Source organism: Rheinheimera sp. 1928-s, assembly GCF_029269265.1.
GTDB lineage: Bacteria > Pseudomonadota > Gammaproteobacteria > Enterobacterales > Alteromonadaceae > Pararheinheimera.
This window is the reverse complement of sequence record NZ_JARIXP010000011.1, coordinates 39939-53219: the sequence shown is the minus strand read 5'-3', so window position 1 is coordinate 53219 and position 13281 is coordinate 39939. Positions and strand designations below refer to the sequence as shown.

Annotated in this window: 11 protein-coding genes; 8 read left to right on the top strand and 3 right to left on the bottom strand. The window is 46.5% G+C overall.

Translation table 11 applies throughout. The features are described from left to right. Positions 1–67: 67 nt before the first annotated feature. Positions 68–1513 (bottom strand): PLP-dependent aminotransferase family protein, encoded by a 1446-nt coding sequence (locus tag P3C17_RS19560; protein ID WP_300930990.1) that lies wholly within the window; start codon positions 1511–1513, stop codon positions 68–70. A 122-nt stretch (positions 1514–1635) separates the two neighbouring features. Here P3C17_RS19560 and P3C17_RS19555 point away from each other — a divergent pair, with 122 nt between their 5' ends. The 6 genes from P3C17_RS19555 (at position 1636) to htpX (ending at position 8412) form a co-directional block, all read left to right on the top strand. Next, positions 1636–2544, top strand: coding sequence for a DMT family transporter (locus P3C17_RS19555; RefSeq protein WP_300930989.1), 909 nt, complete (start codon positions 1636–1638; stop codon positions 2542–2544). Positions 2545–2701: 157 nt separating this feature from the next. After that, the gene (locus P3C17_RS19550; RefSeq protein WP_300930988.1) at positions 2702–4315 is read left to right on the top strand and encodes an ABC-F family ATPase; all 1614 of its coding nucleotides are present in this window, start codon (positions 2702–2704) and stop codon (positions 4313–4315) included. Between the two features lie 78 nt (positions 4316–4393). Further along, complete coding sequence (locus P3C17_RS19545) at positions 4394–5173, top strand: helix-turn-helix transcriptional regulator (RefSeq protein WP_300930987.1); 780 nt, start codon at positions 4394–4396, stop codon at positions 5171–5173. A 93-nt stretch (positions 5174–5266) separates the two neighbouring features. Then, positions 5267–6550 carry a tyrosine--tRNA ligase gene (tyrS, locus tag P3C17_RS19540; protein ID WP_300930986.1) on the top strand — a complete coding sequence of 428 codons (1284 nt, stop codon included), beginning with the start codon at positions 5267–5269 and terminating at the stop codon, positions 6548–6550. Between the two features lie 161 nt (positions 6551–6711). Continuing rightward, complete coding sequence (locus P3C17_RS19535) at positions 6712–7179, top strand: Dps family protein (RefSeq protein ID WP_233080857.1); 468 nt, start codon at positions 6712–6714, stop codon at positions 7177–7179. A gap of 348 nt (positions 7180–7527) precedes the next feature. Beyond that, the gene (htpX, locus tag P3C17_RS19530; protein WP_233080856.1) at positions 7528–8412 is read left to right on the top strand and encodes a protease HtpX; all 885 of its coding nucleotides are present in this window, start codon (positions 7528–7530) and stop codon (positions 8410–8412) included. A 59-nt stretch (positions 8413–8471) separates the two neighbouring features. Here the strand turns inward: htpX and P3C17_RS19525 are convergent, their stop codons facing one another. Next, positions 8472–10778 (bottom strand): methyl-accepting chemotaxis protein, encoded by a 2307-nt coding sequence (locus tag P3C17_RS19525; RefSeq protein WP_300930985.1) that lies wholly within the window; start codon positions 10776–10778, stop codon positions 8472–8474. A gap of 205 nt (positions 10779–10983) precedes the next feature. On the opposite strand from P3C17_RS19525, the gene P3C17_RS19520 reads away from it, so the two are divergent. Both P3C17_RS19520 and P3C17_RS19515 read left to right on the top strand, forming a co-directional pair. Further along, positions 10984–11850 (top strand): MBL fold metallo-hydrolase, encoded by an 867-nt coding sequence (locus tag P3C17_RS19520; protein WP_300930984.1) that lies wholly within the window; start codon positions 10984–10986, stop codon positions 11848–11850. A 9-nt stretch (positions 11851–11859) separates the two neighbouring features. After that, the gene (locus P3C17_RS19515; protein WP_300930983.1) at positions 11860–12414 is read left to right on the top strand and encodes a dienelactone hydrolase family protein; all 555 of its coding nucleotides are present in this window, start codon (positions 11860–11862) and stop codon (positions 12412–12414) included. A 22-nt stretch (positions 12415–12436) separates the two neighbouring features. Here the strand turns inward: P3C17_RS19515 and P3C17_RS19510 are convergent, their stop codons facing one another. Beyond that, on the bottom strand, positions 12437–13240 hold the full coding sequence (locus tag P3C17_RS19510) for a DUF1338 domain-containing protein (protein ID WP_300930982.1): 804 nt from the start codon (positions 13238–13240) through the stop codon (positions 12437–12439). Positions 13241–13281 lie beyond the last annotated feature (41 nt).

The window sequence follows — 13281 nt, the reverse complement described above, 5'->3', positions numbered from 1 at the left end:
TCCTTTTTCTTTACCATGTCAGATTACAACGGTTTTGTCAGTGCGACCTAAGTCGATAATCTGCTTATTACTTTGCCATTGCTTTGAGCAAGCTCAACTCTTCTTCCAATATCAACCAAAATTCTTCATCCAGGCACTGTGCCACATTGAGTCTGGTGTAGTGATCGGCATCGGGCAGGGTGCTGAACTGCGAACCAGGCGCTAATACCACCTGACGTTGCTGTAAACGCTCCGATAACATACTGCTACTGACGCCTTCTGGCAGCTTGACCCAACATAAAAAACCAGCTGCAGGTTCTGCCCATAACTGGCAATCCAGTTGCTTTAATTTCGAAAACACCAGACTGCGGGCTTGCTGTAAACGACGTTTTAACTGTTCAAGATGACGGCGATAACCGCCGCCTGTTAATAGCGCGTATACCAGACGCTCCATAGTATTGGAGGTAGATATACCGCTAATCAGTTTCAAATCCGTCAGGGCCGCAATAGTGGCAGGGGCTGCAGCAATAAAACCTACCCGTAAATCGGCGGACAAGGTTTTCGACATACTGCCTAAGTAGATGGTTTCAAAGCCATTTTGAGATTGAAAGCCCGCCATCGAAGCGTAACGCGATACCGGCTGGGTTTCAAAGTCGGCGTAGATATCATCTTCAATTAACAAGCACTGATGCTGTTGCAGTAGCTGCAATACCGCAAAAGCACGGGCCGGATGGATACTTAACGACACTGGGTTCGACAGCACTGAATTGGTTAAATAGGCTTTGGGTTGATACTGCTGCACCAGTTGTTGCATCACAGCTAAATCTGGACCTTCCTTAGTGCGTGGCACCACCAAGAGCTGCACCTGATGCAAACGCAGCAAAGCGAAGAAGTTATAAAAACCCGGGTCATCCACCATCACCCAATCGCCGGGTTTCAGATGTAAACGAAACACCAAATCAAGGGCATGAGAGGCGCTGTAGGTCAGCAGAATATGGGCTGGTTCTGTGGCAATAGATAACTGCGATAAACGCTGAGTGAAATACTGGCGCAACGGGAAATAACCTTGAGCCGGGCCATAGTCGGTTAAAGACTGAGGTTGACGGGCTAAATCCCGCATCGCCTGACGTATTTCCTGATCCGGCATCCAATCCGGCGATAACCAACCCGCTGATGCTTTGATCCAATGAGGTTCGCGCAGCAGCGTCTGACGCATCAGGGCGACATCCTGTTGTCTGCTGCTTTGGCTGGCGCTGGATTCCAGTTGCTGTTGCTGCTCAGTTAAACGACTGACATACACACCGCTGCCAGGCTGAGAGCGGACAAAACCTGCGGCAGAGAGTTTTTCATAGAGTTCTGCCACAGTAAATTTACTGATCTCTAAATGCGCCGCTAAAAGCCGGATCGACGGCAAGCGGGCACCTGCTGTCCAGCGTCCGGATTGAATGGCTTGTTGTGCCTGCAAATAAAGCTGACTGCCAAAACTTTCTTTGCTGGCTTTATCCAGCTGCCACTGAGTCACTGCAATTGTCATGGAATTTTCACCTGTACAGTCAAGTGAGCTTTAGCGCTAACTGTCCTGATTGTCATGGTCTCTAGCTTTGTATACTAACCGAAGTTGGCTGACTGTCCAGCCAGTTTTTGGGAGCAGCTTTTATGTCCGCAGTTTCTGTTTCAGAGCAAAACTCAACCGCTTTGCCATTTTGGCAAAAGCCGCTGGTGCAAGGCTTATGGTTTGGCAGCTTAGGCATGCTGATGTTCTCAGCGGGTTTACCTGCAACTCGAATGGCTGTGCTTGATATGCCGCCGGTTTTTGTTGGTGCGGGCAGGGCTTTGATAGCGGCGATGCTGGCTTTGATACTGCTACTGATCACACGACAAAAATTACCTCGCGCAAAACAGTGGCAGGGGCTGTCGTTAGTGGCATTGGGTTCTGTGTTTGCTTACCCGGTGTTATCTGCTTTGGCCTTGCAACAGGTAGGGGCCAGTCACGGCATTCTGGTGACCAGTGTAATGCCACTTTTTACCGCCTTTTTTGGCGCTTATTTAACTAAACAATGGCCAGCTATTGGTTTTTGGCTTTTTGCACTGCTGGGGGCCGCTTGTGTTGCGCTTTATGCGTTACAGCACAGCACTGGCCCTTTTCAGCTCGCTGATGGTTATCTGGTGTTAGCGAGTTTTTTATGCGGTTTTAGTTATGCCAAAGGGGCTATTTTATCCAAAGAGCTAGGCAGCTGGCAGGTGATCTGCTGGGCACTGGTGATGTCGATTCCAGTCTTGCTGCCCTGGGTTTGGGCTTATCAGCCGGATTACGCGGCGGTATCGCTGCGCTCCTGGCTGGCGCTGGGGTATCTGTCGGTCTTTACCATGTTTATTGGCTTTTTCTGCTGGTACAAAGGTTTGGCTATAGGCGGCATTGCTAAAGTCAGTCAATTGCAGCTGTTATCGCCTTTTAGCGGGCTGGCCTTGTGCGCGCTATTGCTGGCGGAGCCATTGCAGTGGATCCACTGGATATTGGCCTTGACTGTGGTGGGTTGCATAGCTTTAGGTCGACGTTTTGGCTAAAGCGCAGAAAGCTCTGGCAAATTTGTCATAAAACACAGAGATACTTTGAGTTTAGCGTCGAAAAAGCGTATAGTGGCGCGCTATTTTTGGGGCTGTGCTGGCGAGCTAAACTTGTCGGCGCGGCTTATATATGACTCTTTGTTGGATCAAAAACACTGTGATTTCTACCGCAAATATTACGATGCAATTTGGCGCTAAGCCGCTTTTTGAAAATATCTCCGTTAAATTCGGCGACGGCAACCGCTATGGTTTGATTGGCGCCAACGGCTGCGGTAAATCAACCTTTATGAAGATCCTCAGCAAAGAGTTAGACCCAAGTGGTGGTAACATTTTTGTTGAACCTAACCACCGTGTGGCTAAGTTGCACCAGGATCAGTTTGCCTTTGAGCAATACAGTGTTATTGACACTGTGATTATGGGCCACGCTGAACTGTGGAAAGTGAAAGAAGAACGTGACCGTATTTACGCTGATCCAAATATGAGCGAAGAAGACGGTATGCGTGTGGCCGATTTAGAAGTCGCTTTTGGCGAAATGGACGGCTACAGCGCTGAATCCCGTGCCGGCGAATTATTAATTGGTGTTGGTATTCCGGTTGAACAGCATTTTGGCTTAATGTCCTCTATAGCACCAGGCTGGAAACTGCGGGTGTTATTGGCTCAGGTATTATTTGCTGACCCTGAAATTATGTTATTGGACGAACCAACCAACAACTTAGATATCAACACCATCCGTTGGTTAGAAGAAGTATTGGCGGAACGTAACAGCACTATGGTTATCATTTCGCACGACCGTCACTTCTTAAACAGCGTTTGTACTCATATGGCTGACTTAGACTACGGCGAGCTGCGTGTTTACCCTGGCAACTACGACGAATACATGACGGCAGCCACTCAGGCGCGTGAACGTTTATTGTCTGATAACGCCAAGAAAAAAGCTCAAATTGCTGAGCTGCAAACCTTCGTGAGTCGTTTCTCTGCCAACGCTTCTAAAGCACGTCAGGCCACTTCACGTGCTAAACAAATTGATAAAATTACCCTGTCTGAAGTAAAAGCGTCCAGCCGGGTGAACCCGTTTATCCGTTTTGATCAGCAAAAGCAGCTGTACCGTTTAGCTTTAGAAGTGACAGAGTTAAACAAGAGCTTTGATGATCTGCACGTATTGAAAAACCTTGATCTGACGATTGAAGTCGGTGAGAAGGTGGCGATCCTCGGTACAAACGGTATTGGTAAAACCACTTTCTTAAAATGTCTGGTTGGCGAATTAACCGCTGAAAAAGGCATAGTGAAATGGTCTGAAAACGTCAATATTGGTTATTACGCTCAGGACCATGAATACGAGTTTGAAGGCGCTCAAAAAGACATGACGCTGTTTAGCTGGATGAGCCAGTGGAAACAGCCTTCAGATGATGAACAGGCGATTCGTGGTATTTTAGGCCGTTTATTGTTTTCACAAGACGACATTGCCAAGCCAACACGAGTGTTATCAGGTGGTGAAAAAGGCCGGATGTTATTTGGTAAGCTGATGCTGCAACGGCCAAATATTCTGGTCATGGACGAACCAACCAACCACCTGGATATGGAATCTATTGAATCTTTGAACATGGCGCTTGAAATGTACAAAGGCACACTGATTTTTGTCAGCCACGACCGAGAGTTTGTATCTTCACTGGCAACCCGTATCGTCGAAATGACGGACAGCGGCGTACGTAACTTCGCTGGTACATACGAAGATTATTTAGTACAACAAGCTGAATTGGCTGCCCGTTCGTAACAACAGTATTGATGTTGTAAGCTAAGAAGCCGGTCTGAACACCGGCTTTTTTACATTTTGGGCGAGGACTTATCCCTAATGACAGAATGGCAGACAGTGGCTGATCTCGTTAGCAGCATCCGGACCATGGACTTTAGTCAACGGCTGGCGGCTTTTCTTAAAACAGAGTTGCACTGTGACCAACTGCTGTTGTTGGGCTGCAGAGCAGATAAACATCCGATTTATTTGTACGACTGCATAGATATAAAACGTGAGTTTTTGTTTCATCACTATTTAATGGATTCCTACCTGCAAGACCCTTTTTATCTGCATGCTCAGCAAGCGACTGACGACGGATTATGGCGTTTGCAGGATCTGTTTGATTCGGCTAAAGCCCGTAAAAGCTACCAGACGCTCTTTACCGAAAAGACCGGTCTGCATGATGAGTTCTGCCTGAGTTTTAAGCTGGGACCAAACCGCTGGATTGTGCTGTTTATCGGTTATCGCGAACCCAACCAGGCTCGTTATCAAACCAGCTATGAAAAATTGACACAACTGCAAGGCCTGCTCAGCGCTTTCATTCGCCAGCATTGGGGTCAGGACAGCTTTGTCGTATCCAACGCTTCGTCAGAAAAAACTGGCTTGCAGCACCAACTGAGCCAGGCATTTTCCTGTTTTGGCCAGCAGTTACTGACTGATAAAGAGCAGCAGATTGCCTGTTTGTTACTTCAGGGTTTTGATTCAGAGGATATAGCCCAGCAGCTGCATATCAGCACTGGCACGGTCAAAAACCATCGCAAAAAAATCTACGCTAAACTGCAAATCGGCTCATTAAGCGAGTTATTCCAGTTGTTTCTGACTCATCTGCTGACCAGCTAAAATGCCTTTCTTATCCCTTTAGGGACATGCCTTTTTCTGCATCTGAGCTTTAAGCTGCTGCTTTTCACTTTATATGCACAAAGAGAGCAGCCAATGACAACAACAGCAGTGAGCAAACCCCAGCTAGTGGACGACTTGCTCCAGCGTGGCCTGATAGCCCAATGTTCAAATCCAGAACTCTTACGCGACTTTTTGAGCAGCAGACAAAGCTTGTACTGTGGTTTTGATCCTACAGCGGGCAGCCTGCATATAGGCCACCTGGTGCCTTTGTTGATGCTAAAACGTTTTCAGGATGCAGGCCATCACGTAATAGCTTTAATAGGCGGGGCTACAGGTTTTATTGGTGACCCAAGCTTTAAAGCCACAGAGCGCAGTTTAAACGACACAAAAAGCATTCAAGCCTGGACTGAGCAGCTTGGCAGTCAGATCATTGCGCTGCTGCAACCTGTGTTATCCGAACCGTTGCAACTGGTCAATAATGCCGACTGGCTGTCGACATTAGATGTGATTAGTTTCTTTCGGGATGTAGGAAAACACTTTTCAGTCAACGCCATGATGCGTAAAGAATCAGTGCGGCAGCGACTGGAGCGGCCGGATCAGGGCATTTCTTTTACAGAGTTTAGTTACAGCCTGCTGCAGGCTTACGACTTCGCTATGTTAAACCAAAAGTTTGGCTGCACTTTGCAGATAGGGGGCAATGATCAGTGGGGCAATATAGTGGCAGGTATTGATCTGTGCCGCAGATTAAACCATACCAAAGTAGAAGGCTTAACTTTACCTTTGATCACCAAAGCGGATGGCTCTAAATTTGGCAAAACCGAATCCGGCACCATCTGGCTGGATAAAAACAAAACCTCGCCTTTTAGCTTCTATCAGTTCTGGTTAAATACCGACGATAAAGAGGTGTATAACCTGCTGCGCTACTACAGTTTTTTAAGTTGTGACGAGATAACTGCTCTGGAGCAAACGGACCGCAACTCCGGCAGCAAACCTCAGGCTCAACGTATTCTGGCAGAGCAGGTGACCCGCTTTGTGCATGGCGAGGCAGGGCTGATCTCGGCAGAACGTATTACGAAAGCCTTGTTTACAGGACAGCCGCAGCAACTGAGCTTAGCCGAATTGCAGCAACTCGAACTGGATGCTTTACATTGCGTTGAGATAGAAAGGAGCCTGACACTTTCGGAGTTAGTGCAAAAAGCAGGCCTGGCTTCTTCCAAAAGCAAAGCCAGAGACTTGCTGAGCTCCAAAGCCATAAGGCTCAATGGTGAAGTGATGCAACTAGATATGAAGATGTCTGACATAAAGCCGCTGCATCACCAGTACTGGTTGTTGCAACGAGGTCAAAAGCAGTTTTGCCTGGTGAAATCAGCAAAGTGATACAGCAGGTATGCAGATTAAAGGCTTAATTTTGGTCTGTATCCTTGTTTTCTCTTTATTCAATCCCATTGATCTATAACAGCTTAACCCTTTGTCTAATTGAGCGTTCCGCTTTATCTGTGTTAGGGTTACAGCGTTATTTCAGCAACACGGAGTTTCTTATGAAAATTAATATTGGTATTGAAGACGATGATCGTAAAGCCATAGTGCATGGTTTAGCGACTTTACTGGCTGACACTTACACTCTGTATCTGAAGACTCACAACTATCACTGGAACGTGACAGGCCCTATGTTCCAGACTCTGCATGTTTTATTTGAAACTCAGTACACTGAGCTGGCTTTGGCCGTCGATTTAATTGCAGAACGTATTCGTGCTTTAGGTGAGTTTGCGCCAGGTTCTTATAAAGAATTCGCCAAACTGACCAGCATTAAAGAAGCCGATGGTATTCCGAATGCTCAGGACATGATCAAAGATCTGGTGAAAGGCCAGGAAGCTTTGGCAAAGACAGCACGTTCTATAGTGCCTGTAGCAGATAAAGCCTCAGACGAGCCTACGCTGGATTTATTAACGCAGCGTATGCAGGTGCATGAAAAAAATGCCTGGATGCTCAGAAGCCTGTTAGGTTAAACCACACTACAGCATTTTTAATGATACCAAAGCCTGTCCGGTTCGCTCCTGACAGGCTTTTTTCGTTTGGTCTGATAAACAAATCCGCAACCTGATAATTATCAGTATAAAACTACCATAATGGCAGTTATATTCGATTTTACCTTACTATCTTGTCCAGCTTATTATCTCAGCGTTCCCTGAATAACCCCGCAAAGAGCCGAAATGCTGATGTTGGGGTGGGCAGAACCAATACGTACTTGTTGTGGTAATTAATCCGCCCTTTGCCTCTGTTACAGCAATGAAACAGGGGCCTTTTTAGCAACAACCGTTTTGAACTTAGCAGTTTTCCGAATTACAGAGGTTGGTATGAAACGTATAGTGCTATTTTTAATCACGAACTTAGCTGTGATGTTAGTGCTGAGTATCGTTTTGAGTATTGTGTTTAAAGTTTTTGGTATAGATAACCGCAGCATGGGTGGCTTGTTGATATTTGCTGCTGTGTTTGGTTTTGGTGGCTCTTTTATTTCTTTAGCTATGTCCAAGTGGATGGCAAAACGTTCGACAGGAGCTGTGGTGATCACAGAGCCGTCGAATGCCACTGAACACTGGCTGGTCAGCACTGTGCAACGTCAGGCAAAACAAGCTGGTATTGGTATGCCTGAAGTGGCGATTTACGACTCACCGGAAATTAATGCCTTTGCCACGGGCATGAGCCGTAATAATGCCTTGGTGGCTGTTAGTACGGGTTTATTACATGCGATGACACAGCAGGAAGCCGAAGCTGTGTTAGCGCACGAAGTCTCTCACGTCGCCAACGGCGATATGGTGACGCTGACGCTTATTCAGGGTGTTGTGAATACCTTCGTTATTTTCTTTGCCCGGGTTGTAGCCGGCATTATTGATAACTTTTTCCGCTCCAATGATGAAGAAGAAAGTCAGGGTGGCGGTATCAGTTATATGATCACTGTGTTTGTACTGGAAATGATCTTTGGTGTACTGGCCAGCATCATTGTGATGTGGTTTTCCCGTCAACGTGAATATAAGGCCGATGCCGGTGCAGCACGTTTAGTAGGTGCAGAAAACATGGTCGCCGCATTACAACGTTTGAAGGGCAATCATGAAAGTCAGTTACAAGGCTCAATGACGGCTTTTGGTCTGGCGACTAAACCAGCTGCTTCAGAGCTTTTTATGAGCCACCCGCCGCTGGATAAACGTATTCATGCACTACAAAGCCGCTCCTTTGAAGGCTAATCAGTAAATAGTTATAAAAAAGCCCCTGCGTCCACAGGGGCTTTTTTCATGCTCAGGATTTAAACCCGGAAGGTTCTGGCGTTACTTAGTAATTCAGCAGCCAGTTTTTCCTGCTGTTTTGCCGTCATGTTTAATTCGGCCATCGCTTGTTCGGTATGAGCTGCTAAAGCTTGCACAGCGGTCAGTTCATCACGCATTTGTTGATTGTGTTGGTATTGTTGCTCACTGGCCTGGGCTATCTTTGTGGTATCAGTGCTGACCTCTGCAATCAGTTGTTTAATCTCTTCTAAAGCATGTAACGCCTGCTCGGAGCCTGTGACACAAAGTTCTGCACTTTGTCGCTCTTTCGCTAAGTCCAGCGCAGTTTCATCTACTGTGCTCATTAAACGGTCCAGCATATGTTGAATTTCCATTGTGGCCTGACGGGTACTGCCTGATAAACGTCGTACTTCATCGGCCACGACCGCAAAGCCACGGCCATGTTCACCAGCCCGGGCAGCTTCGATTGCAGCATTCAGCGCCAAAAGGTTCGTTTGTTCTGAAATGCCTTTGATGGTATCAAGCACTGTCACTATATCTGTGGCGGCAGAGCGTAAATGGTCCATGCTCTGACTGGATGAACTGACTTGCTCGGCCAGATGACGCATTGAACTTGCGACCTGATCCACCGCCTGATAACCAGAGTCAGCCTGTTGGTTGGCATGATTCGCCTGACTGGCTGAACGACGTAACTGCTCCGCTGAATGTTGCAGTTGCTGATCCAGACTTTGAGATTGCTGCAGCAAATGGCTGATAGCCGCACCTTGTTGCATCGCTGAGTTTTGACATTCCAGGCTAATTTGCAAATTTTGAGTGGCCGCTGAAGCACTTTGTTCAGAGGTGCTTGATAGTTTTGCCACCAGCGACCTAAAAGCGCCAAAGAGTGTATTCAACGCAGCGCCAATATCCGCCACCTCATCTTTAGACTGTAAATCAAAGCGCACTGTCAGATCATGAGACTGGGCAGAAGCTTCGATACGTTGGTGCAGTGCCAACATAGGTCTGGCAAAACGTCGCGCTAAGACATAAACCAGCAGCACCACCAGTATTCCAAGCAAGAGTACAGAGAGCAGGGTGCTCAGAACCAGGTTGGTTCTGATGGTACTGACGGCCGCCATACTTTCAGATAAATCCTGCTGCACAATAAGCGCATACTGCTGCTGACCTATCTGCAGAGGGCGCCAGCTGATTAATGAATCGACACCCCGGTAATCTTCAGCTTCAGCTACTCCGGATTGGCCAGCCAGCGCAGCGTCAATTTGGGGCAGTTTTAATATGCTATGACCACCTAAACCATAAGGTCCGGCCTTAAATTCCGGATAGTCGGCAGCAAAGCGGCTTTTATCCGTCAGATAAGGCCTTAATTCAGTCACCAGTTTGTGATCCTGGTCAACCAGATACAAATCGCCGGTTTCGCCTAAACCTAAATCCTGCCACTTTTGATTTCCGGTCATCAAATCTGTAAAACGACTGACCGGATACTGAGCTATTAAGAATCCGATTGGAGTGTCAGCACTGTTAGGATGAAACACTGGTACGCCAAAAAACAACACTTGTTGCGAAAAAGCGCCGCTAAAGGCTGTGATAGCAGAGATCTGCAAACCTGCTTTAGGTTTTTGTTTTAAGTTCTTGGCTAAGGTTGCCAGTTCAGTGTTGGCAAAAGCACCGCTTTGTAAATTACTGGCAAACACCGGACCTTTGTTGACGTTATACAACACGTCCATACTGTTGGCATCGACCAGCATTAAATCCTGAAAACCGTAACGGTCGACTATTTCTTTAAAACTGCTGTGATATTTTTTATGTTGCTGACCATAAACAGAACCATCACTGCGATCCTCCAGCAACTGCTGCTTGCCCAAAGGTTGTGGGTTTTCGGCTACATAGAATTTTTGCAGCAATAAGGTTTCAAATTTGGATTTTTCCAGCCACTCATTGGTATTAACTGACAAGCCTTGAGTTTGAGCCTGAAAATAAGGCTGATACTTAGTGTTGTACCAGTCGCCCATCTGTTGTTTCAGCCCATCCAGGTTAGGGGCTGAAACTTCATAACGGTAGGACACAAAAGGGTTCTTAAAGCTGTAAATAGCTTCTTGTGTCAGGCGATTATGTGCCAGTGCATTGAGTAATTGCTGTTGGCTGTCGAGTTGGGTGTGCAGCATGGTGTGTCTGCTTGCTGCCAGGGCCTGAAATTGCTGTTCTGCACTTTGATGTACTGCGTCAGAGCTATCTTTTAAAGCTAATAAACCACTGGTGCTGGCAGATAAAATCACCGCCATCACAGTCAACACACCAGCTCCGAGGGTTAATTTTCTGGCGATATTCATACAACTCCTATCTCCACTAAGTTTCAGGCACAGGCAGAGTAGAGACGGGCGATTGCAAAATTATGACAAATCAGACGCTGGATCTGTGAGTGGTTGTTTAATACGCAGGTATAAATTTTTAGGTAATAAGCTTATATCTTTCTGGAATGAAAAAGCTTTGCTACTATAAGCCTGAATTTGGCCTGCCCACGAATAGCGGTGATTTATGCAACAGCCTGTTGTCCATGCTTTTTTTGAACCTCAAAGCTTTACCTACAGTTATCTGGTTTGGGATCCCGTGAGCAAAGAGGCTGCAGTTATCGATCCTGTATTGGATTTTGACGCAGCTTCAGGGTCTACCTGCACTAAGTTCGCACAGCAAATCATAGCTGAGGTGAAAGAACATAACCTGACGGTGCAATGGCTCTTAGAAACTCATGTCCATGCCGACCATTTATCCGCTGCACCATTTTTGAAGCAGCAGCTGGGCGGTCGTATTGCGATAGGTTCAGGTATCACAGAAGTACAACAGCTGTTTGGTCAGGTATTTAACCTCAAAGATTTAAAAACAGACGGTTCAGCTTTTGACAAACTATTTGCTGATGGCGAAGAGTTTATGTTGGGAACCATCAACTGCTCTGTACTGCATACTCCAGGTCATACGCCTGCTTGTGTCAGTTACTGCATAGGAGATGCGGTTTTTGTCGGCGATACTTTGTTTATGCCTGATTATGGTTCGGCCCGTTGTGATTTCCCGGGCGGTGACGCAGTCACTTTGTTTAATTCAGTGCAAAAACTCTATCAACTGCCGGATCAAACCCGGATGTTTTTATGTCACGATTACAAAGCGCCAGGGCGTGATGCCTTTGTTTGTGAAACCACAATAGCAGCGCAAAAACAGCAGAATATCCACCTAAAACAAGGCACCAGTCAGCAGGACTTTGTCACTATGCGTACGACCAGAGACAAAACCCTGAGCATGCCAAAGTTGATTTTACCTTCGGTGCAGGTGAATGTGCGGGCAGGGCAGTTCCCGGCGGCAGAAGATAATGGCACTGTGTATTTAAAACTTCCGGTTAATTTGTTTCGCTAAGGACACTAGATGCAACTGGTGATAGCGACGGATATCTTTGGTGCCCAACCTGAAGTTCTTTCGCAGTTTGATAAGCTGGGTTGCACCCATATTTGTGTGCAGCCTTATAAACATCAGCCTCCTGCGTTCGCTGATGACAAAGAGGCCTATCAGTATTTTCTGGATCATGGCGGCATAGAGGCGTACTGCAATAAGGTGGGCGAGGTGCTTAAAGCACAGACAGGGCCGGTATTTTTAGTGGGTTTTAGCGCCGGTGCTGCAGCCTGCTGGGCGAATCTGATTCTGGAGCATTTAACTATCAAGCATTGTGTTGGTTTTTATGGCGGCCAAATCAGACACATGACTCATCTTCAGCCTTTATACCCAACAGAGTTGATATTTGCCGAAGAAACACATTTTTCAGTGTCGGAACTGATGAGTGTATTAGCAGATAAAGCCAATGTAAAACAAAGCCTTGAGCCATATCCTCATGGTTTTATGAATGTTTTATCTCAAGGTTATCGGGCTGAAGCTGCAGGGATCTATTGGGAAAAAATAAAGGCCGGATACTTATCCAGCCTTTAGTCGTCAGAATGAACAGAGCCTGTTAACGCACGTTGGTGCTTTCGAAAATCTTATCCGCAGAAGCCGCAACAAAACCACCGTACAGTTGGCCGTTGGCCATAGGGTAACGACGGGCAAATTCATAGAAGCAACTAGGGATGTTGCGAGTGCCATCAGTGAATTGAACCGGTGCTTCGTCTGCTAAAGTTGAAGACTGTTCCAACAAGACTTCTGGCGTGCCTTTGATTTCACCACCTGAGGTGTTTAATGGAAAACCTGCATCTTTTAATGCCTGATTCACCGACTCTAAGGTTTCATAGTTATTCAGTGCATTGACGCTGACCGTAAAGTGATTAGCACGGTAACCCCAGACTGACATCCAGGCGGCGTATTCACTTTCGGCCAACAAAGTTTCATAGCTTTGCTGATCAATAGTCCAGTGACGGCCTGAGTAGAGGAAGTTATCTGCGGTCACTGCCGATTCAGGGATTTGATCAACCAGTTTACGTACTATGCTCTGCAGCTCCGCGGAGCATTTTTCTAACAGCAGCTCGGAGATAAAGACCTTCGGCAGAGTTGGGTCTTTATGCTCAAAGTGTTTGGCGTACAGCTTTTTCGCTTCAAAGTGGTATTCGCCGCCTTCGGTATAACCTAAAGCCAACAGGTGAGCAGCCAATTTTTCAAGGCTTACTTTTTCGATATTAAAAGTACGTAAAGCTATGTGATCATTAATCACATCATCCTGTTGCGATGAGCCTAAAATAGCGTGAATTTTTTTTGCAGAAGGAGTGACTTCTAAGTAGTTAGCCCAAAGTTGGTTAAACAGTTCTTTCACATCAGTATGCATAACGGGTCCTGCTCTGTTGATTATGGTGTTCTAGCTGACAA